The sequence below is a fragment of the Sulfurimonas aquatica genome (assembly GCF_017357825.1).
Taxonomy (GTDB): Bacteria; Campylobacterota; Campylobacteria; order Campylobacterales; family Sulfurimonadaceae; genus Sulfurimonas; species Sulfurimonas aquatica.
This window is the reverse complement of the sequence record NZ_CP046072.1, coordinates 705,169-726,051: the sequence shown is the minus strand read 5'-3', so window position 1 is coordinate 726,051 and position 20,883 is coordinate 705,169. Positions and strand designations below refer to the sequence as shown.

Sequence of the window (20,883 nt, the reverse complement as noted above, 5' to 3'; positions counted from 1 at the left end):
GTTATGCCGCCATTCCATCTAATAGTTCAACTGCTGGTTCATATCCATCTTCCGCTAAATCACAAACAATTTCATAACCAAGCTCAGCATTTTGCTCAATTCCTTTACCAAGACTAATTGCTACTGCTAAGTTATATAGTGCTGGCTCGAATCCTTTACTAGCTGCTTTTTCTAAGAGCTCTACCTCTTTCACAAAATTCTGCTTTACATGTTGACCGTTATGGTAAAAGGTACTAAGCGCATAAGTTCCATTCTCAATATCTATCTCATCAAGTTCCGTTGCTAATTCAAAGGCTGTTTTGAAATCCTTTTTCTCCATAAGTGCAATTAATCTTGCCATAACGACATCTAATGTTTCCCCACATTTGACTAGATTACACGCTCCACATCCACCGTTACAACAATCACATTCATCTCCATATAAAAAGTCAATTGCTGGCTCAAACCCATCATCTGCTAACTGCTCCATCATACTTATTGCTTTATCAATATTCTGCTTTATCCCACTACCAGTTGCAAATGCCATTGCCAAGTTAAACTTAGCTTGTAGACTCCCCATTTTTGTAGCTTTTCTAAGTAATTTCACTTCTCTTTTATAGTTCTGTTTTACATAGTCACCATTATGGTACATCACACTCAGCATCAATGTTCCATCAACAATACCTTTCTCATCAAGATTCTTTGCTAGTTTATAAATAGTTTTATAGTCATTCTGCTCTACTAGTTGTTTGATAATGTCCGTGTCGTTTGTTAATGCTCTCATCTTCTCTTCCTTTTACCCTTCATAGCGAAAACTCGCTTCGATAAATTACCGCTCGTCAACGGTAACAACTACTCCATTTCTGAATGGATGATGTAATTATGCGATGAAAATGAAAGTAAATAATGGAAATAAAAAAAGTAAAATTTTCCAAGATTTGACTATGTGTTACATGTCTATCTTGGAGTTATGAAGAGAGAGGTTATTGATTTTTTTGTAATGTGTCTTTAATGATTTTTATCTTTTTTCTTATTGCATCTTCTAAGATTTCACTATCTTCTTGAATCATCTCATTGCGAGTAGCTTTATCAGTATTTTTTTTAAAAACTTTTTTGAATGTAGCTGGTTTTAGTTGTAGTATATGATTTAAATACTCAACTATATGTTTTTGTTGTTCTTCTCTATAATAGAAATAATCGTAATAGAATAAGTCTTCAGCAATGGCAGTACCTGTCTTGTTATAAAAAAACAATGTATCAAATATACGAGTCTCATTTGCTAATTCTAATTTTTTTGAGCCTTTGAGTGACGTATAAAGTTTATCAAATAACTCTATAGCATTTGTATTACCAGAGCTTGCATTAATCTGAACATTAACCATACTCTCAGAACTTATATCTGGATAATAGTATATCGGTAGTAGAGTTTTTGTCATATTGCCACTGTGAAGATTAAAGTATGCTAGATTATCTTCGTAGTTCATAAAACCTAAATCAAATGGTTTAGCAAGAGGTATGCTTTGGACTAAGTAACTAAAATCGTTCAACTTATTTATGTGCTCTAGGTAGTATGTTTGAGTAAAGTTTATCGTCTTAATAAAGTGATTATCATTTTGGAAATAATAACCCTCGTGATTTGATTGATTGCTTCTATCTATATCGTAATAGTATGATTTTTTAGTTTTAAACTGCAAAGTTTCTGTATCTGTTTCACCAATGACATTGACCTCTTCTTTTACAGGAAGACTAAAACATTCAACCATCAAATTGACAATCTCATATATTTTATGGTTAATGGACCAGTGTTGGAACTTGTCTCTCTCATAGCTATAGTATTGATACCTTACAAGTTGGAGGTTTTTAACTTTATCGTTTAACTGTGATGCAATTAAAAAAAGCTCGCTCTCTTCCTCTTTTGTGAGTTTTTCTCTATTGTTTTTCTCTAAAGCTATATCTTTATAAAAAACTAAATCATAAAAGAGGTGCAGTTGGCTCTCATTTTTTTCATACAAAGCCACAGCTTCTTCTACAGCTTGTACATTTTTAGGAACTCTAGCTGCAAGTTCAAATATTAAACAGTTATATTGCTCTGTACAGAACTTGTCTGTTTTATTTGATGCATTAAACTTACAAGCATATTTTTTAATAGTTTTGTATCTCTCATCATCTCGATGTGGTATCTTTGGGAAATATCTAAAAAAGAACATATCATCATCTTCAAAATTTGAAAAATTATAGTTTTGATTTAAGTTAATGCAGTTGTAAAGCTCTTTTAGCTTTTGAAGGTTTTTGGTTATCGTGAGCTGATTTTCAGAAGTGAAATTTAAAAGTTCTATCTTATTTTGGTTATCTTTATACTCTACTTTTTGTAGTTCATTTTCTAGGTCTAAGTAATTCAATAGTACCTCTATTTATGGAAAATATTACTTCTAATTTTTCCATTATTTTCTTAAATATCTATCTTAAAATTCCTGTATGAATTGAGGACAAGTACTTTTTTCAAGCACAAATATTTTTATTATGAGGAGCTATTATGACACAAATAGACAAACATTACTCAACTACGCAAACATTAGTAGAGCAACTGTTTCAACTTTACCAAAAAGTTGTGTTTACACGACAAGACCTTGCAAAGCTTATGGATGTATCACTATCTTATGTTGCAAAGAGTATCGCAAGAGGATATGGGGTGCCTGCATACAAGCGTTTAGGGCATAAACAAAACTCAAAAGTTATCTTTAACATTAACGATGTAGCCGAATTTCTTAACGATACAACCAAAACTATATAAGGGAGTAGTAAATGAATAATTTCACATATAGTACTCCTTACTGTCAGTGTCATTGCACTACCTCTACAATAGAATCAAAGTATTCTATTGTTACTGGAGGTAACTGAAATGGCAATGATAAAGTCAAAGAAATTTCCCGGTGTTTATTCAAACATCTTAAAAAATGGTGATACAACTTACTACTGTGGTTATAACAATACTAGCGGTAAATGGCGAAGAGTTAAGGTGGGGAATAAATCACATGGCATTACTGAGAACTATGCGAATAACAAGCGTATAGAGTATATTAATATAACTAGACTAGGTGAAGACCCTCTAGCTCATAAGAAGAACAAGCAACAACTAAAATTAAATGCAATCGCTGAGAGTTATTTTCAGTATCTTTTAGACTCTGGAAAAAAAGATACTTATAACCCTCAAAATAGATACAACTTACATGTAAAAGAGTACATAGGAGGTAAGAGTATAAACCATCTTACTAAAGCAGATATACTCACAATTAAAACAAGACTACTCTCCACAAAGTCAAAGGCTACAACAAAGCATGTTATATCCCTTGTATCAACTATTATTAATCATGCGATAACAAGTGAGAACATTCGTTTTAACTCACATAACATATGTGATGGCTTAATGGATGATCTCAAACTCGACAATGCTAGAATAAATTATCTCACTCAAGAAAATATCATACAGCTTCTTGATGCGATTAAAGATGATGAAGAGCTTGATCTCTTTACTCGCTTGAGTCTCTCAACTGGGGCGAGATTAAACTCAATTGTAAATTTAACAGCTAAATCTTTTTCTGGCTCCAACATTAGCATATATGATTTCAAGTCTCAAAGCACCTATAAATCCCATGTTTCAGAGTCTTTACTACCAAACATAAAAGAGACACTTAAAGGGCTTAAACCTAACGATTACGTAATAGGTAGAAGCGATAAAATATTCAATTCAAGAACTATACAAGGGAGACTAAAAAAGCATCTAGACAAACTCTTCAATATTGGACTAGATCCAAAAGATGCTAAGAATCGTATAGTGGTGCACTCACTCAGACATACATTCGCAAGTTTACTCGTTATTGCTGGCACACCACTATACAACGTTATGCGATTAATGAATCACGCTTCTATGGATATGACAATGCGATACGCTCACCTTGCACCAGAATCAGGAAAAGACGCTATCAACAATATGCTAAACTTCAAAGAGCTTCAAGCTTAGAACTTATAAATATAGAGCTTTTTATAGTTCTATCCTTTTTTCAAAAAACCGACAAAAACTCATTCCATTTTAACTTATACTTTTTAACTCATTTTCTAAACCGGATTTATCCGGTTTTAGAGTTAATTCAGATTACTCATTGCTACTAAACAATCCAATATTCTAGAGCAGAATCCAGCCTCATTTTCATTACCGACAAAAAAAGCATTGCAGTTTAAAACCTAAAATATAAGGATATTGAGTGATAAAAATAAGCATCTGAAATCTGTTTCTTACAAATATTCTAAAAAAGCAAATAGTACCGGAACATAGGTAGGGTAAAAAAGTGAGCTAAACGGTAAGGTTACTGTATAGTAGTGCTGTTTCGATGTTCAAAAGTCCCGCCAAATAGCCGGATAAAGGTTTTTTAATAGCTAAACTGAAATGATGTAATAGTGCTTGAAAGTACCTATTTATCGATGTTCTGAGAGATTTAGTTTGATTGTTTTTAAAATGTGGCTCCGGATACTGGATTCGAACCAGTGACCAAGTGATTAACAGTCACCTACTCTACCGCTGAGCTAATCCGGAATGTGTAAAATCTCTTAAAAAAATGGTGTCAAGAGGGGGACTTGAACCCCCGACCCCCGGCTTATGAGACCAGTGCTCTAACCAGCTGAGCTACCGTGACATCTTTTAAGAGGGTGGAATTATAACCACACTAAGCTTTTATTTTCCTTTTATTTACTCTTTTATATGTAAAATTCACACTTAATTATATACTATCTATCATATAGATTGGTCTAGGATTAAATCTATTATGATAGAATCGTGTTTATAATAAACTACTAAGTAAATATGAAAAGGATATAAATGAACTTTCAACCATTAGGAAAAAGAGTTTTAATTAAACGTGTAGAAGAAGCTACAACTACAATGTCAGGAATTATTATTCCCGACAATGCAAAAGAGAAACCATCTCGCGGTGAAGTAGTGGCTGTTAGTAAAGAAGTAACAGAAGTAGAAAATGGCAACGAAGTTTTATTTGGAAAGTATTCAGGGAACGAAGTTGCGTTTGAAGGTACAAAGTACATAGTACTAGAAGTTGAAGACATATTTGGAATAATAGGATAATAAAAGATGGCAAAAGAGATAATTTTTTCAGATGATGCAAGAAATTCATTGGCTCGTGGTGTTGAAAAACTAACAAATGCAGTAAAAGTAACTATGGGGCCACGTGGTCGTAACGTTCTTATTCAAAAGAGTTATGGTGCACCTGTCATCACTAAAGATGGCGTTTCCGTTGCTCGTGAGATTGAGCTCAAAGACAAACTAGAAGACATGGGTGCGCAGCTTGTTAAAGAAGTTGCTTCAAAAACGGCTGATGAGGCTGGAGACGGTACGACAACGGCGACTGTTTTAGCAAACGCAATCTTTTCAGAAGGTCTTAGAAACATTACAGCTGGAGCTAACCCTGTCGAAGTTAAACGCGGTATGGACAAAGCTTGCGAAGTCATCTTAGCAAACTTAAAAGCTGCTAGTAAAGTAGTAAATGGTAAAAAAGACATCGCTCAAGTTGCTACTATCTCTGCTAACTCTGATAGTGCTATTGGTGATATGATTGCAGAAGCTATGGATAGAGTTGGTCAAGATGGCGTTATAACTGTTGAAGAGGCTAAAGGTATCTCAGATGAGCTTGACGTAGTTGAGGGTATGCAGTTTGACCGTGGTTACCTAAGTCCTTACTTCATTACAAATACTGAAAAGATGATAGCAGAGATTGAAAATCCTTGGATTTTACTTGTAGATAGTAAAATATCTTCACTGCAAGACCTTCTTCCAGTACTTGAGCAAGTTCAAAAGACTTCTCGTCCACTTCTTATCATCGCTGAAGACGTTGAGGGTGAAGCACTCTCTACTCTAGTTGTAAACAAACTTCGTGGCGTTTTAAACATCTCTGCCGTTAAAGCTCCAGGTTTTGGTGACAGAAGAAAGTCTATGTTACATGATATAGCAACTCTTACCGCTGGTACCGTTATCTCTGAAGAGACAGGCCACACGCTTGAAGGCGCGAACATTCAAATGCTAGGTCAGTGTTCTCGCGTAGTTATAGATAAGGACAACACTGTAATCGTAAATGGCGCAGGTGATGAGGCCTTAGTTAACGCAAGAATCGCTGAGATAAAAGTTCAAATAGATGCTACAACTTCAGAGTATGACAAAGAGAAACTACAAGAGCGCTTAGCAAAACTTTCAGGTGGGGTAGCGGTTATCAAAGTTGGCGCGGCTACAGAGACTGAGATGAAAGAGAAAAAAGACAGAGTTGATGACGCGCTTAGTGCGACAAAAGCTGCCGTTGAAGAGGGCATCATCATCGGTGGTGGAGCTGCTCTTGTTCGCGCTGCCGCAACAGTATCGCTTGACCTTGAAGGTGATCAAAAAATTGGTTGTGAAATCATTTTACGCGCAGTAAAAGCTCCAATGAAACAGATCGCTAAAAATGCTGGTTTTGATACTGGCGTTGTAGTAAACGCAGTAGAGAGTGCAGAGAACTTAAACATAGGGTTCAACGCAGCTACTGGAGAGTATGTTGACATGTTTGAAGCAGGGATTATCGACCCACTTAAAGTTGCTCGTGTGGCACTTACAAACGCGACTTCTGTCTCTTCACTTCTTTTAACGACTGAAGCGGCTATCTTTGAGATTGCCGAAGAAGAGACTACTCAAGGAGCTGGAATGTCTCCTCAAATGGGTGGTATGCCAGGTATGATGTAAAAGCACGTCATACACTTTAAAATCTACTAGTTAGGAAACTATTTTCCTAACTAACTTCTCAAAAAAATATTTAAAATCTACATATATCTTACAATCTAATTTAGCTATAATCCGAAGTTAAAAAAGTCATATAAATTTTTAAAACCAGTTGGAAAAAATGGAAATACAATTAAAAGAAAATATTGAACTTGTGTTCTTAGGTATGCATGATTATCAAGAGCTAAAAGAGACCATGCTTTTATCATATGAGACTATGCCAGACGCTTATTGGCAAGAGTCTCAATTTAAAGCGCTGATAGATAAGTTTCAAGAGGGTCAAGTCATCATCAAAATAGATGGAGAGATAGCTGGATGTGCCTTATCAATCATCGTAAATTATGATGAGTTTTCACATCATCATACATACAAAGAGATAACAGGCGACTATACGTTTAACACTCATACCAGTAAAGGTGATACGCTTTATGGTATTGATGTATTTATAAAACCAAAGTTTCGAGGTTTACGTCTTGGAAGACGCCTATATGATTACAGAAAAGAGCTATGCGAAAAACTAAATCTAAAAGGTATAGCGTTTGGTGGTAGAATTCCAAATTACCATAAGTATGAAAATGAGTTTTCGCCCAAAGAGTACATTGAAAAAGTAAAAAGAAAAGAGCTTCACGACCCTGTGCTTAACTTTCAGATATCCAATGATTTTCATCCATCTAAGATATTAAAAGGATATTTAGAAGGCGATGAAGCGTCTGGAGAGTTCGCCGTTTTACTTGAGTGGGATAATATTTACTATGAAAAACCAACTAAAATCACTTCTACAAAGAAAAAAATAGTTCGCCTAGGATTAATTCAATGGCAGATGAGACCCTATAAAAACCTAGAAGAGTTACTACAACAAGCAGAGTACTTTATAGATAGCGTATCAGGCTATCGTTCTGACTTTGCTCTATTTCCAGAATTTTTCAATGCTCCTTTGATGGCTGAGAATAACCATTTGTCAGAACCTGCCGCAATTAGAGAGTTGGCAAAACATACGCATGACATCATTCAAAAATTTTCTGAGTTTGCAATCTCTTACAATATAAATATAATCTCCGGAAGCATGCCAGAGATAAAAGATGGTCATTTATATAATGTAGGTTATTTATGTAGACGAGATGGCACCATAGACCGTTATGAGAAAATACATGTAACGCCGGATGAGACAAAAGTGTGGGGGATGCAGGGTGGCCATGAAATAAAAACCTTTGACACCGATTGTGGAAAGATAGGAATCCTTATCTGTTATGATTCAGAGTTTCCGGAGTTAAGCAGACTACTCGCAGAGGATGGTATGGATATTCTTTTTGTTCCATTTTTAACAGATACCCAAAATGGCTACTCTAGAGTAAGACACTGCTCTCAAGCAAGAGCTATTGAAAATGAGTGTTATGTTGCCATAGCCGGAAGCGTAGGCAACCTACCTAACGTTCATAATATGGATATGCAGTTCGCTCAGTCAATGGTCTTTACACCTTGTGACTTTGCTTTTCCAACAAATGGCATAAAAGCGGAAGCTACTCCTAATACTGAAATGGTTTTAATAGCTGACGTAGATATAGACCTCTTAACGGAACTACATGAGTTTGGAAGCGTGCAAAACATGAAAGATAGACGAAAAGACATATTTGAACTAAAAAGAGCAAGTAAATAATATTAACTTTAACGATAGAGTACTTAAGTCCATTTTTGCTAGAATATAGGACTTTAATTTAGGAGGTATCTTTGGAAAATCCATTTGAATCTGGGCATATAAAAAACTATCTTCTCTTTTATGCAAGTATAGTCGTTATTGTAATTCTCTTTTTTATGGCAGCGACGCTTTTTCATGACGTAGAAGTGTTTGATAAAAAGATATTTGATACAGAAGTAAAAGTAGACACTCATAAGAAGACAGAAGTAGTTAAACGCGAAGAGTCAAAACTAAAGTTTAAACTCTTAGAAAAAGCTTACTAGTTATTTTTTAGTAACTATGTAGAGCTGTTCGTGTCCTAGCTTTTTTAAAATATCCATAACGCTTACAAAGTCTTGAAATTTAGACTCCTTATCACTTCTGAGTATTACCGTCTGTGTTTTCTCAACTGCAGCGAGCTTTTGCTCTAACACTTCTAAGCTAACTGGCTCTTTTTCAAAAAAAGTCTTGCCCTCTGCATTTACGTATACTGTCACCTCTTTTTTTGTATCTTCCTCATCTGAAGTTTTTGCTTGTGGAAGATTGACGGGTATAACACCCTGCTTTATAAAAGTTGCCGTTGTCAAAACCATAACTAGAAGCACTAGCATAATGTCGATAAAAGGGATAACGTTTATCTCATCAAACCTTTTTTTACTCTTTTTACACTTTGCCATTAAGCTACTTTTGCCTCTTGCTCAACATCAAACTTTGTAAGGATTCGCTCTACTTTTCTAAGTGCTATAGTATACGTCACAATAGCAGGAATAGCTACAACAAGCCCCATTGCAGTCGCTTTAAGGGCAAGAGCAAGTCCAACCATTATCTGCTTTGCGTCTACTGCCCCCGCATCACCCATACTATAAAATGTAATCATAATACCTATAACGGTACCAAGAAGACCAACATAAGGTGCGTTTGAGCCAATTGCGCTTATAACGCCAATATTATCCGTTAAGTCTAATTCTAAATTATCTCTATACTTATACTCTTGGGTTTTAATCGTTTTATAAAACATCATTCTTTCTATGAACAACCACAGAGTTACAATACTCATTAAAATCAGTATTCCCATTACTCCATAGTCAAGTGCTTGTTCTGCATACTCTAACATATTTACTTCTTGCATTACTTTCCTTATATTTATAAAAATTTTAATTCAACACTCGTGCCTACGTTCGGTGCTGATTTAAAACTTAGTTTTATTCCATTTTTATCACAAAATCTTTTGACCATATTTAAGCCTATTCCAAAGCCTTGCATATTGCTATCTGATTGATAATAGTTGTCAAAAATCCTCATAAGTTCAACCTCATCCATACCTATGCCATGGTCTTGAATAAGAAGAATGTTATTCTCTATTTTGATATCTATATTCTTGGAATTTTGTGAGTATTTTACCCCATTATCAATGATATTGTCAATTACTTTTGTTAAGCCTTTTTTATCTCCATACTGTTCAAGATGCTCCAAAGAAGTTGAGAATTTCATATGTGGATAGATTCTTTGTAAAAACTCAACACGACTTTTCACAAGTTCGTCAACAAGAAACTTCTCTCTAATGTCCTCTTTGGTCTGCATCTTTATCATATAGTCAAGCTCGTTATAACGCTCTTTTAACATATCACACGCAGTTGTGATACGCCCTACTCTTTTTAAACTCTTCTCATCATCAAGCGTTTTACTCAGCATTTGAGAGTTAGTAATGATGGTACTGATGGGAAGGTTTAACTCGTGAAGAGTTTCTCTTGAGAGCCTTTGTAGGTTTGTCACATATTCAAAAAGAGGATCCACTGCCAACTTCGAGATAAAAACGGCAGATACAACTACAAACGAAAGTAAAAAAAGGCTCAATAGATAAAGGTTCTCAAACTCTAATACAATTAAAAAATAGTATCCAAAACCTAAAAATCCTACAACTGTAATAAAATAGTAGATAAAAATACTAATGCGAAAATTACTCCACAAGCTTATATCCTATACCACGAATATTTTCAATTTTCATCCCAGGAAGCAACTGCTTGAGTCTATTTATATAAACGCGGATAGCACCGTCACTACCACTCTCGGCACTACTCCAAAGTTCATCATATATAAGCTCTTTTGGAACGCTTGTATTTATATGTCTCATCAGAAGAAGTAAGAGTAAATACTCTTTTTTTGAAAGTTCTAACTCTTCTTTCTTGTAGAGTATGCACTTATGAAGTTCATCATAAACCAAATCACCAAAGGACTCTGGTTTATACTTCTTTGAGCGCTTGAGAAGCGCGCTTAAACGCAGGAGCAGTTCATTTGAGTCAAATGGCTTTATTAAGTAATCGTCGCAGCCACTCAAGAAGCCCTTCTCTAGCATTGATTTATCTTTATGCGAGGTTAAAAAAATTGCGGGAGTATTATCATTTGCGTCTCTAAGTTCAGAGAGTAAAGAGAGGCCATCTATAAGAGGAACATTTATATCAAGTAAGTATGCGTCAAATTTGCCTTCATAGGTAGCATCAAGAGCATCTTGACCATTTGGAAAATGAGATACCAAGTAGTTCTCATCTTCAAGGAGATCTACAAGTGTCTCAGCAAAGAGTAAATCATCTTCGAGTAGTAGTATTTTACTCAACACTCTCTATAGCCCAGTTTAGAGTCTCTCCAGCATACATTGGAACAACACCAAAATAATTCTCAGGCACGATAAATGGGCGTTTCTCTAGAGTTACTTCTTTAAACTCAGGACATATTCCATAAATATTTTGTGCATTATCACTTACAAACGCTTGTAAGTTACCTAACTTATCATATTGCTCAAAGATTTCACATAAGAGTTGAAGTGCAATAGGTGCTGTAAATACACCTGCTGCACAGCCACAAGACTCTTTTTTATGCTGAGGATGTGGAGCTGAATCAGAACCGAACATGACCTTTGGATGTGCCTCAAGTGCAACAGTTAAAAGTGCATCAAGATCTTCTGGGCGTTTTGCTATTGGCTTGCAGAACAAGTGTGGTTTCATCATACCACCAACAACATCATCAAGTGTAAGGATAAGATGGTGCACGGTAATAGTCGCATATAAGTTTTCAAATTTATCTAACATATCTACAGCTGCTTTTGTCGTGATATGCTCCATAATAATTTTTAAGTTTGGAAAATTACTAGCAAGAAGCTCATATATAGTCATAAACTCAGCTTCTCTATCCATTACAAAACCATCTGTCTCTCCATGAACACATAAAGGAATATCTAAATCACTCATTGCTTGAAGTGTTGCTCTCATCTCTTCTATATCAAAAGAGGAAACACCACCTTCTGAGTTTGTTGTAATACCTGCAGGATAAAGCTTTATAGCAGTCAGTTCATCTGCTACACTCTCTAAAAATGCTTTATCGTAGTTTTGATAAAAAAGTGTCATATATGGTTCAAAATAATCATTAGGAACCGCCGCCATAATACGTGCTCTATATGCTTTTACATCTTCAAGTGTTTTAACTGGTGGAACTAAGTTTGGCATTACTATCGCTCCACTAAAAGAGTAGGCAGTAAGTGGGGCAACATTTTCTAGCATAACGCCATCACGCAGATGCAGGTGCATGTCCAATGGCATTAAAATAGTCTGAGTTTTCATTAGTATTCCTTAGTTTTTTTACTTAAGAGTCAAAAATTTATTTTTAAAATTATAACAAAAATAAGTTTAAGAGTGCATCTTAAAGCTTTGAGGGAGATAGAGACTCCACAATTACTTTATAAAATTTATTCATCTGAATTGGTTTAGATATATGCCTTTGCATACCTGACTCTTCAGCAATTCGTATATCATCTTTAGAGGTATTACCAGTAAGTGCGACTATAATACAATCATCATATTTACTATCTTCTCGTATTTTTTTTGAAGCCGTATATCCATTTATATTTGGCATATTGATATCCATTAGTATAAGTTTATAAGGTTCACTCCTTGAATAAACTGCTTCTAAAACTTCTTCTCCATCACTTACATAATCTATATTAATCTCTGTTTTGGCAAGCAGACCTTTTATTATCTCCTGATTGACTCTATTGTCTTCAGCTAACAATATACTCTGTTTTCCAAGTTTTATAATGTCCTCTTTAGTATAAGTTTTGGCTAGTCTTGATTCATCTTTTATGGAGTAATCATACAGACTTAATATCATTTCAAATAGGATTTCTTGCGTAAAAGGTCTTTTAAGATGTTTATGATGTGTACTTTTATCTTCTGGGCCTCTTGTTAAAGAGTCCATCCAATCTTCTAAGATAACAATGTGCTCTACTTTTTTGTATTTTGCACTATCTTGTAAATAGATCTTTTTATCTATAAAAAGAATGTCAAACTCTTGCTTATCAAAATGCCTCTGAGCATCTTCTAAGTTAAATGCTGTACAAACGGGTATGTGAAAATATCTGAGCATATTTTCAAGGGATTTCACAGATTTTTCTCTTGAGTCAACTATGAGAACTTTTTTATCCATTAGCTCCTTAGTTGGAAGTCTGTATCTTCTTTTTGTCTTAAGATCCTCTAAGTCAAGCATAATATCAACAATAAAAGAAGCCCCTTCGCCATAAGTACTTTGAACTTTTATATTTCCATCCATAAGATTACTTAACTGCTTAGCTATTGAGAGACCAAGTCCTGTTCCACCATGCTGATGATTTTTAATATCATTTACTTGTGTATAGTTTTCAAAAAGAGTCTCGAGTGCCTCTTCTTTTATTCCTATACCAGTATCAGAGATACAAAACTCTAAATGAGCTTTTTCATTCAATATTTCTACTGTTTTGGCTTTTAATGTGACACTGCCCTGCTCAGTAAATTTGACTGCGTTTGACATTAAGTTTAAAAGAATTTGTGATAAACGCAGAGGGTCGCCTACATAGTTTTTCTCAATATTATTATCTATCTCAAAGATAAGCTCTAGATTTTTTTCTTTAACCTTTAAGCCTATCATGTCTGCTAAGTAATCAAAAACAGTATTTAAATTAAAAGAGGTTTTTTCTAGAGTAAGCATTCTAGCTTCTATTTTAGAATAGTCTAAAATGTCATTGATTACTCCAAGTAGCATATTTGAAGATTTGTGTATTGTTTTTATACTTTTTTTGTGATGAGTATTTAGGGAGTTGTCATCTAAAAGAATTTGACTCATTCCTATGATTGCATTCATAGGTGTTCTTACTTCATGGTTCATACTTGCAAAAAAACTACCTTGTGATTGAAGTTTATTCTCAAGTTCAGTTAGTCTATTTTCATATTTATTAATTAGCTCTGACATACCAGTATCTAACTCTTCATATGCTCTAATATGTCTTTTTAAAATATCATTACTATCAAGTTCATCTATTATGTTTTCGATAACAATGTTCACATCTTGCATACTTATAGGCTCATAAAGAGCATGTCGCACATCATAATCTTCCATTTCTAAAAGACTTACCTGATGATCAAGTTTTACAACTAAAACTATCTTTTGAGTAGGGTTTATAGTTAATATTTTTTTAATTAAAGAGGTTCCAAATGTACTATCTATTATTACTATATCAAAATAGTATCCATACTCTTTTTTATATCTTTCATATGTACTGATTGTACTAGCTACACCAAGAGAATTTTTAAAATCTTTACATGTATATTTTAAAAGACTAGAGTTAAAGTTACTTACATCAGTATGTTCAGCATATAGTATGCTTATACTTTTATGATATTTAATTTTACTTCTGTTTTTATTCAAAATCTAAATAGATGCACTTAAGTATTGCAATAAAACACCATGGAGTGCTTTTACTTCAATAGGCTTAGATAGATACTCTTGCATGCCAGACTCTTTTGCTTTTTTAATTTCAGCTTCTTCAACATTACCACTGAGTCCAACAATAATTATCTTGTCATAAGTGCTATTTCTTCGTATACTCTTAGTTGCCATAAACCCATCCATATTTGGCATATTTATATCCATAAAAACTATTTCTGGTAACTCATCTGCATTTTGGAGAGCTTTTAGAGCTTCTAAACCATCATCAGCAAACTCAAGTTCTAGCTCAGTTCCATTTAGAAGGCCTCTCATAACTTTTTGGTTGATTAGATTATCTTCTGCAATGAGGATTTTATGTTTGCCCAGCTCTTTAACCTTATCTTTAGATGAGAGTTCACTCTCTGGTATCTCTGCATTATTGGTTTTATTATAAAGTTTACTAAGGGTGTCAAAAACCATCTGTTGGTTAAATGGTCTTTTCATAAGTTCGTCGATAGCGTCATTTTGAGCCTTAACACTTTTTAAACTATTCATCCACTCTTCAATTACAACTATTTTAATACCGGTTTTCTCTTTATATGAAGCAAAATTAAACATATCAAACATTTTCTCATCTATGAATAGAAGGTCAAATCTTGTTTTACTGAGTATCTCTTTTGTCTCTTGTGTATTGAATGCTGAATGTGACTCAATATGAAAATATTTGAGTAAATATTTTAGTGACTCTTGAGATTTCAAATGTGAATCTATAATAAGAACCCTCCAAGACATGATATCTTTTGAAGGAAGACGATACTTTCTTATTGTATCTGCTGACTCATCATGCTCAAGAACAATGTTTACAAAAAAACTACTCCCCTTACCTTCTTCACTCTCTGCCCAAATTTTACCATCCATTAGTTCAACAAGCTGTTTAGAGATAGTAAGTCCAAGGCCTGTTCCACCATACTTTCTACTTGTGTCATGTGATGCTTGTGCATAACTTTGAAAAAGGCCTGAGAGCTGTGCCTTACTCATACCTATTCCTGTGTCACTCACTTCAAACTGTATATTTGTTTTAGAATCAGTGTCATCCTTGAGTGTTTTAATACTAAGTGTTACACTACCCTCATCTGTAAACTTGACTGCATTACCAACAAGGTTTAATAGAATTTGAGAGATACGAAGAGGATCACCAAAATAGTTTTTTCCTATATTGTGATCTATTTCAAAGATTATATTTATACCCTTCTCTTGCGTTTTAAAACTTATCATATCTGCTATGTAGCTCAAAATAGTGTTTAAATCAAAAGAAGTTTTCTCTAAAGTTAATTTACCCGCTTCTATTTTAGAAAAATCTAAAATATCGTTAATAATGCCTAATAGCATATTTGTTGAACGATTAATGGTTTTAGCATTTTCAAGCTGTGAGAGAGTAAGTGTGCTATCTTCTATAAGAATTTGACTCATCCCTAAAATAGCATTCATTGGAGTTCTTATCTCATGTGACATACTTGCAAAAAACTCACTTCTTTGCTCTAGTTTTCTCTGCGATTCTTCGAGTTTATCTTCATACTCAAGAACAATCTCTTCCTCTTTTTTCAAACTACGCGCCAAAAGATTTGTATAGTCCATTTTCTCACTGATGTTAGAGATAGTCTTGTCTATTGCTAATGTTGTAAGAGGTTCATATATAAAATCATCGAACCCATTTACGTAAAAATCTGAGAGAAATTCGTTATTATCGAGTTTAACACGGACTATAATTCTCTGCTTTGGATTAATCTCTAAGATTGTATGACAAAGCTCAAGTCCAAAGCGGTTATCTATGATTAAAAGGTCCACATAGGAGCCATTTATCTCTTTAAGAAATTTATATTTATTTATAGTATCTTCAACACCAAGAGAACTGTGAAATATTTGTGAAACACTCTTTAAAATCTTCTGATTAAACTTGTTCTCTTCATTATACTGTGCATAAAGGATAGATAAGTGTTCGTAAATTTTCAAGTAGTTATATGATGTTTCTTCCATGTTAAGTCAACGAGTCCTAAAGTGATTTTTTTGCTAAAATGATTAGATTATTTATACTATCTTCATAAAGCTTAGCATTTTGTAAAGTTGTAGACTCAAATCTCGTAACTAATACTGGAGTAGTGTTACTTGCACGGACAAGTCCCCAGCCATTCTCAAAATTTATCCTAACGCCATCTACTTCTATAATATCTTTTATAGTTGGAAAATCTGCTGGTGGATTTTTAAGTAACTCTTTAACTGCATCTATTATTTTAAACTTCTCGTGCTCTGTAGTTTTTACTTTTATCTCTTCAGTTGAAAAGACCTCTGGAAGTTTTGCGAGTTCAGCGTCAAGATCAATACCATCATGAACTAACTCTAACATTCTTAAAGTTGCATATATAGCGTCATCATAACCAAAGTATCGATTTTTAAAGAATACATGTCCACTCACTTCACATGCTAAGTCTGCGTTTGTCTCTTTCATTTTAACTTTTAGGTTAGAGTGACCTGTCTTATACATAATAGCTTTGCAGCCGCGTTTTTCCAACTCATCATACATCACTTGAGAACACTTAACTTCTCCAATCACAGTCGGCTTATCCATCTTCATAGAGTATAAAAGAGCCATCATGTCGCCTTTTATATTATTTTTATGAGTAAGTACCGCTATTCTATCCGCATCTCCATCGTAAGCAAACGCTATGTCGCCAGACTCTGCTAAAAGTTTTTTTATGTCCACAAGATTATGCTCATCTGAGGGATCTGGATGATGATTTGGGAATGTCCCATCCGGGTCAACATATAAGCCTTTTGTATTTAATTCAAGACGAGAGAAAATATCTTCCGTAACAACGCCTGCGACGCCATTTCCACAATCATACACTATACGAGTATCCATCCCTTTTAAGTGTGAAAACTCAGAAACTAAAAAGTCTACGTATCTTGTAACGGCATCTATCTCAGTTACGTCGCGAGTTACGTTCTTAGGCATAGTCATAGCTTCACACTCACGTCCTAGTGCATAAATATCTTCACTAAAAAATGGCGCTTTATCTACTGTAATTTTAAAACCATTATACTCGCTTGGATTATGTGAGCCTGTAATCATTACCGAAGCTGATGGAGTAATACCATTCCACTCTTGATAGTTTGTAAAGTAGTTTACGGGAGTAGGAACAAGTCCCATACCTAGAACTTTTTTGCCACCTGCGTTAAGTCCACGAACAAGATACTCAAAAAGTATAGGAGAGTGCGAACGAGCGTCATATCCAACTGCTACGTATTCGCCAGATATCTTAGATGCCAAGGCAAATCCTATGCGAACTACACTCTCTTCATTTAACTCTTTTTCATATATGCCACGTATGTCGTACTCTCTGTAGATGCTCATTAAATCTCTCCAAATATTTTTATTTTTCACTATAAAAGTCTGTGGGTTCTCAATTTTTTCAAATTATCTTTATTAGCAAATAATACAATGAAAAACTTTAAATCTACGAATAACTACACGTAGATAAAAGTTCTAACATTAAATTCTACTAGATTAAAAAGAAAATCAGAGCTATTTTGATAAAATAATATTAAATATTATTTTTAAGGAATTTTTGATGATTAAATTACTTTTATTTGTATCAGTGCTGTTTTTCTCACTACAAGCTGATTACATTTTGACATATCAAATGGATGATGGAGTTAGTGTATTTAAATACAAAGATAAAAACCATGCAAAAATGATGATGCCACAGGATGAAGAGGGGTCAAGTGAAGTGTACTCCATTGATGGAAATAGTTATATTGTATCAAGACATGAAGGAGTCGTAAGTATCATGGACCTTAACAAGGCCAAAGGCTTCATGGACTCTATTGGCATTTCATTTGATTTTGAGGATGAAGAGGCTCCTGCTCCTGAGTTTATAATACATAAAACCGGTAAAAAGCAAAAACTAGCCGGTGTCAATTGTGAAGAGTGGATTTTAAAAGATAAAGAGTCAAATGAGCAGACTAAAGTTCTTGTCACAAAAGATAAAAATGTTGTAAAAACAACACAAAAGATGTTTGATATGCTCGCTCTTATGGGAGGGGATACACAAAATTTTTATGAAGTTGAAAAAGGTTATATAATCGCAAAAGCTGAGGGAATTGAACTTAAAAGTTTTGAGATGAAAAATCTACCTATGAGTGAGTATGCACTTCCCGATACTTCAAAAAATAGAGAGAACTTTAACAAAAACTCTAAAAGTACTGATAGAACTAGCCATAAAACTACAAAAAGTACACATGCTATATCTTGTTATGACAACCTCTGTTGTGGGAAAATAGCTGGGGAGTCTCTTGTTTTGAGTAAATCTTTACCAAAAAGAAAAGGTGCTGAAAACTATACACTGATAGATAGTGCAACTTGTGCAAAAGACTCTAAAGGCAATAGAATTGAAGCTGCCATATATGAATCAGCTGAATTTAGCCGTTTATATGTAACCCTTAACTTTAACGATAAAAATCAGGGTAGTGTAAAAAATGCTTACTCTGAATCGGACTATGATAGTTCTGTAAGTAACTATCAGGATGGGAGGATAAGAACATATACAAATAGTAATTCATATCCATTTGCTTCTGCAATATTTTCCCCTCAGGCTGAAGAAGTTATAGATATCTTTCTAAACAATAGAACTACACTCACATTTACTCGACTTGAAAAAGAAAAAATGGAATACTCTAAGTCTTTAAAACTTCTAGTTGAGTCAGGTTCAATAGGGGAAGTTTCATTGTTTAAAGCCTTAGAGAAAAATCTAAAAAGCAGAAATAATTCTACAAAGATACCTCCTAAAAAAACAACTAACTATTTTGGTAAATGTTATAAAGAAGTTTGTTGTGGAGAAAAAATCTCTGAATCAAAAATATTGAAACCAAATCTCTTACAAACTATCTATGGATACACTCTCATAGGAAGCGGTACATGTAAAGACAAGACAGAAAACGTACTTTATAAAAGAAGAAACCATGTTATAAGTATGACTCTTGCCATAAACGACTCAAATGGTGCTAAAGTAAAAAATATTAAAAAAGAGTTGGATAGAGGCCATTCAGTAGGTAAAATAAAAGCGATAGAAGAGTATAGCGATAATACAGAACAGTATGGGATTATGATAGCCGAAGGTATTATGATGCCAATGCAAGAGCATATAATCGAATATCCACTTAATGCAAAAAATACTTTATGGATATCACAACCAAGAGTCGGTGGTATGTTAGGATATTCTGGTAGTAGGTCTCTGATTGGAGCAGGAGGAATAAATCTCTTTCATATCATGGAAGATTTAGGCATACGAGAAGCTACAAAGAGAGATGTAACTCCTTCTAATCAAAATAACACTTTTGAAAATCAAAACAAGAACGATAATGAGGATAGTCTTATAGATGGTGTTAGTAATGAAGACCTTGATAAAGCAGTAGATTTATTCAAAAGTTTTTTCTAATAGATATATAGGAACTTCTTTCTCGTACTTAAGATTTTTAAGTACGAAAGTTTTTATCTTTAGATTAGGCTTCTTTATTTAAAATTGAAAATCCTAAATCATACATAGCCTTATCAACTTTTTGAGTTGCTGCTTGAATAGTCTCTTTGGAGATATCGGGTAGTTCTCCTCCCCACATCTCTTCTGCCATTTTAAAACCTTCTAGCATTCCCTCGCGACCTGCGCGAAGTCTATCCTCGTCACCATTTGCTCCATTTATTACAAAATTAGCAATTCTCTCTGAGGTTTGTGTAACTCCAAAGATTCCATCTTCACTTACAAGTTTTGCTGCTTCTTCTTGAGAGAGCTCTGCAATTGGTTGACCTTTATAGCCTATATCTTTTAAAAAAGATTGAAATTCATCATAAGCTTGAGTAAATTTATCTTCTAAAGAGAGTGTGTTTGACTGAATAGAAGTGGCTTTAAAAGTAAATGCATTTGCATTCTTAACTATCTGTGCTCGTATCTCTTTAACTTCATCTTTGCTCAACTTCTCAGTATATAAGTTCTTAATTCCTGTTGTGCTTGAGAGCTTTGATGCTTGTGGCAGAGTTGATGAAATATTCATAATTTATCCTTTTAGACTTTATATTACAAATTATATCGACTATTTACACAACTTACTTAAAAAAAATTAATACTTAATTTCCCAATAATAGGGAGGTCAGAAAAAAATTAACATAAATTGCACTAATAAAATTGGTTTATGCCTACATTTTAGATATACTTTCTGTGATGAAAGATGAGGCTCGAGTTCATCTTTAGTGTGTACGTTTGCGTTTGTTGCATTTAGACCCCCTAAAGATTCTCCAATTTTTGACTCCACTAATGATTTTTAAATCATAGTGAATATTTATATACAAGGCAATGCAATGGCACAATTAGAAGACGGTAAAGTTAAGTGGTTTAACGACGAAAAAGGTTATGGTTTCATAGAACAAGATAATGGTGGAAAAGATGTATTCGTACATTTCCGTCAAGTTAACAACACTTCAGGTGGACGTGTTTCACTTGCTGAAGGTCAAAGAGTAACTTTCGAAGTTGGTGAAGGTCAAAAAGGCCCTCAAGCTGAGAACGTAACTCCACTTTAGTAGTTACCTTTTTTACAGGCTTCTGCCTGTAAATATTATTTCCACTCTCTATTCTCCCCTTTAAATTTTTCAAAT

The 20,883-nt window shown here is 34.1% G+C and carries 19 protein-coding genes and 2 tRNA genes; 8 read left to right on the top strand and 13 right to left on the bottom strand.

Features of this window, described 5'->3' with window-relative positions:
* Window position 1: 1 nt before the first annotated feature.
* Together GJV85_RS03470 and GJV85_RS03465 are read right to left on the bottom strand one after the other, a co-directional pair.
* Entirely contained in the window at window positions 2-763 is a 762-nt protein-coding gene (locus GJV85_RS03470; protein ID WP_207562482.1) for a tetratricopeptide repeat protein, read from the bottom strand.
* Window positions 764-962: 199 nt separating this feature from the next.
* Window positions 963-2,378, bottom strand: coding sequence for a hypothetical protein (locus tag GJV85_RS03465; RefSeq protein ID WP_207562481.1), 1,416 nt, complete (start codon window positions 2,376-2,378; stop codon window positions 963-965).
* A 134-nt stretch (window positions 2,379-2,512) separates the two neighbouring features.
* Here GJV85_RS03465 and GJV85_RS03460 point away from each other — a divergent pair, with 134 nt between their 5' ends.
* Entirely contained in the window at window positions 2,513-2,770 is a 258-nt protein-coding gene (locus tag GJV85_RS03460; RefSeq protein ID WP_207562480.1) for a hypothetical protein, read from the top strand.
* Between the two features lie 108 nt (window positions 2,771-2,878).
* The gene (locus GJV85_RS03455) at window positions 2,879-3,997 is read left to right on the top strand and encodes a tyrosine-type recombinase/integrase (RefSeq protein WP_207562479.1); all 1,119 of its coding nucleotides are present in this window, start codon (window positions 2,879-2,881) and stop codon (window positions 3,995-3,997) included.
* A gap of 495 nt (window positions 3,998-4,492) precedes the next feature.
* Here the strand turns inward: GJV85_RS03455 and GJV85_RS03450 are convergent.
* Together GJV85_RS03450 and GJV85_RS03445 are read right to left on the bottom strand one after the other, a co-directional pair.
* Window positions 4,493-4,567: transfer RNA gene (locus tag GJV85_RS03450), tRNA-Asn, on the bottom strand.
* A 23-nt stretch (window positions 4,568-4,590) separates the two neighbouring features.
* Window positions 4,591-4,667 (bottom strand) — tRNA-Met (locus tag GJV85_RS03445).
* A gap of 182 nt (window positions 4,668-4,849) precedes the next feature.
* Between GJV85_RS03445 and groES the strand changes: the two genes are divergently transcribed.
* The 4 genes from groES (at window position 4,850) to GJV85_RS03425 (ending at window position 8,743) form a co-directional block, all read left to right on the top strand.
* A complete protein-coding gene (groES, locus tag GJV85_RS03440; protein WP_207562478.1) occupies window positions 4,850-5,110 on the top strand; it encodes a co-chaperone GroES in 261 nt (86 codons plus the stop codon).
* A gap of 6 nt (window positions 5,111-5,116) precedes the next feature.
* The gene (groL, locus tag GJV85_RS03435; protein ID WP_207562476.1) at window positions 5,117-6,751 is read left to right on the top strand and encodes a chaperonin GroEL; all 1,635 of its coding nucleotides are present in this window, start codon (window positions 5,117-5,119) and stop codon (window positions 6,749-6,751) included.
* 157 nt (window positions 6,752-6,908) lie between these two features.
* The gene (locus GJV85_RS03430; RefSeq protein WP_207562475.1) at window positions 6,909-8,441 is read left to right on the top strand and encodes a bifunctional GNAT family N-acetyltransferase/carbon-nitrogen hydrolase family protein; all 1,533 of its coding nucleotides are present in this window, start codon (window positions 6,909-6,911) and stop codon (window positions 8,439-8,441) included.
* Window positions 8,442-8,512: 71 nt separating this feature from the next.
* Window positions 8,513-8,743, top strand: a complete 231-nt coding sequence (locus GJV85_RS03425) for a hypothetical protein (protein WP_207562474.1) — start codon at window positions 8,513-8,515, stop codon at window positions 8,741-8,743.
* Here the strand turns inward: GJV85_RS03425 and exbD are convergent, their stop codons facing one another.
* From exbD to GJV85_RS03385, 8 genes are all read right to left on the bottom strand, one after another.
* Window positions 8,744-9,136 carry a TonB system transport protein ExbD gene (gene exbD, locus GJV85_RS03420; RefSeq protein WP_207562473.1) on the bottom strand — a complete coding sequence of 131 codons (393 nt, stop codon included), beginning with the start codon at window positions 9,134-9,136 and terminating at the stop codon, window positions 8,744-8,746.
* Entirely contained in the window at window positions 9,136-9,588 is a 453-nt protein-coding gene (exbB, locus tag GJV85_RS03415; RefSeq protein WP_207562472.1) for a TonB-system energizer ExbB, read from the bottom strand. The genes exbD and exbB overlap by 1 nt, the downstream gene beginning before the upstream one ends.
* 14 nt (window positions 9,589-9,602) lie before the next feature.
* The gene (locus GJV85_RS03410) at window positions 9,603-10,427 is read right to left on the bottom strand and encodes a sensor histidine kinase (protein ID WP_207562471.1); all 825 of its coding nucleotides are present in this window, start codon (window positions 10,425-10,427) and stop codon (window positions 9,603-9,605) included.
* Entirely contained in the window at window positions 10,417-11,073 is a 657-nt protein-coding gene (locus tag GJV85_RS03405; protein WP_242689825.1) for a response regulator transcription factor, read from the bottom strand. The genes GJV85_RS03410 and GJV85_RS03405 overlap by 11 nt, the downstream gene beginning before the upstream one ends.
* Complete coding sequence (gene pyrC, locus GJV85_RS03400; protein WP_207562468.1) at window positions 11,063-12,070, bottom strand: dihydroorotase; 1,008 nt, start codon at window positions 12,068-12,070, stop codon at window positions 11,063-11,065. Before pyrC ends, GJV85_RS03405 begins: the two co-directional genes overlap by 11 nt.
* Before the next feature lie 79 nt (window positions 12,071-12,149).
* Window positions 12,150-14,186 (bottom strand): response regulator, encoded by a 2,037-nt coding sequence (locus tag GJV85_RS03395; RefSeq protein ID WP_207562467.1) that lies wholly within the window; start codon window positions 14,184-14,186, stop codon window positions 12,150-12,152.
* A gap of 3 nt (window positions 14,187-14,189) precedes the next feature.
* Window positions 14,190-16,220, bottom strand: a complete 2,031-nt coding sequence (locus GJV85_RS03390; RefSeq protein WP_207562466.1) for a response regulator — start codon at window positions 16,218-16,220, stop codon at window positions 14,190-14,192.
* Window positions 16,221-16,236: 16 nt separating this feature from the next.
* Window positions 16,237-17,595, bottom strand: a complete 1,359-nt coding sequence (locus GJV85_RS03385; RefSeq protein ID WP_207562465.1) for a phosphomannomutase/phosphoglucomutase — start codon at window positions 17,593-17,595, stop codon at window positions 16,237-16,239.
* 217 nt (window positions 17,596-17,812) lie between these two features.
* On the opposite strand from GJV85_RS03385, the gene GJV85_RS03380 reads away from it, so the two are divergent.
* Window positions 17,813-19,678 (top strand): hypothetical protein, encoded by a 1,866-nt coding sequence (locus tag GJV85_RS03380; RefSeq protein ID WP_207562464.1) that lies wholly within the window; start codon window positions 17,813-17,815, stop codon window positions 19,676-19,678.
* Window positions 19,679-19,742: 64 nt separating this feature from the next.
* Here GJV85_RS03380 and GJV85_RS03375 read toward each other — a convergent pair whose 3' ends face one another.
* Window positions 19,743-20,285 carry a hypothetical protein gene (locus GJV85_RS03375; protein WP_207562463.1) on the bottom strand — a complete coding sequence of 181 codons (543 nt, stop codon included), beginning with the start codon at window positions 20,283-20,285 and terminating at the stop codon, window positions 19,743-19,745.
* Between the two features lie 304 nt (window positions 20,286-20,589).
* On the opposite strand from GJV85_RS03375, the gene GJV85_RS03370 reads away from it, so the two are divergent.
* A complete protein-coding gene (locus GJV85_RS03370) occupies window positions 20,590-20,808 on the top strand; it encodes a cold-shock protein (RefSeq protein WP_207562462.1) in 219 nt (72 codons plus the stop codon).
* The last annotated feature ends 75 nt before the right edge of the window (window positions 20,809-20,883 follow it).

What these genes read in the sequence shown, in the direction of transcription:
- GJV85_RS03380 (WP_207562464.1), top strand. Translation starts at nt 17,813, where the DNA reads ATGATTAAATTACTTTTATTTGTATCAGTGCTGTTTTTCTCACTACAA.
- pyrC (WP_207562468.1), bottom strand. Translation starts at nt 12,070, where the DNA reads ATGAAAACTCAGACTATTTTAATGCCATTGGACATGCACCTGCATCTG.
- GJV85_RS03470 (WP_207562482.1), bottom strand. Translation starts at nt 763, where the DNA reads ATGAGAGCATTAACAAACGACACGGACATTATCAAACAACTAGTAGAG.
- exbD (WP_207562473.1), bottom strand. Translation starts at nt 9,136, where the DNA reads ATGGCAAAGTGTAAAAAGAGTAAAAAAAGGTTTGATGAGATAAACGTT.
- exbB (WP_207562472.1), bottom strand. Translation starts at nt 9,588, where the DNA reads ATGCAAGAAGTAAATATGTTAGAGTATGCAGAACAAGCACTTGACTAT.
- GJV85_RS03370 (WP_207562462.1), top strand. Translation starts at nt 20,590, where the DNA reads ATGGCACAATTAGAAGACGGTAAAGTTAAGTGGTTTAACGACGAAAAA.
- GJV85_RS03460 (WP_207562480.1), top strand. Translation starts at nt 2,513, where the DNA reads ATGACACAAATAGACAAACATTACTCAACTACGCAAACATTAGTAGAG.
- GJV85_RS03375 (WP_207562463.1), bottom strand. Translation starts at nt 20,285, where the DNA reads ATGAATATTTCATCAACTCTGCCACAAGCATCAAAGCTCTCAAGCACA.
- GJV85_RS03385 (WP_207562465.1), bottom strand. Translation starts at nt 17,595, where the DNA reads ATGAGCATCTACAGAGAGTACGACATACGTGGCATATATGAAAAAGAG.
- groES (WP_207562478.1), top strand. Translation starts at nt 4,850, where the DNA reads ATGAACTTTCAACCATTAGGAAAAAGAGTTTTAATTAAACGTGTAGAA.
- GJV85_RS03430 (WP_207562475.1), top strand. Translation starts at nt 6,909, where the DNA reads ATGGAAATACAATTAAAAGAAAATATTGAACTTGTGTTCTTAGGTATG.
- GJV85_RS03390 (WP_207562466.1), bottom strand. Translation starts at nt 16,220, where the DNA reads ATGGAAGAAACATCATATAACTACTTGAAAATTTACGAACACTTATCT.
- GJV85_RS03455 (WP_207562479.1), top strand. Translation starts at nt 2,879, where the DNA reads ATGGCAATGATAAAGTCAAAGAAATTTCCCGGTGTTTATTCAAACATC.
- groL (WP_207562476.1), top strand. Translation starts at nt 5,117, where the DNA reads ATGGCAAAAGAGATAATTTTTTCAGATGATGCAAGAAATTCATTGGCT.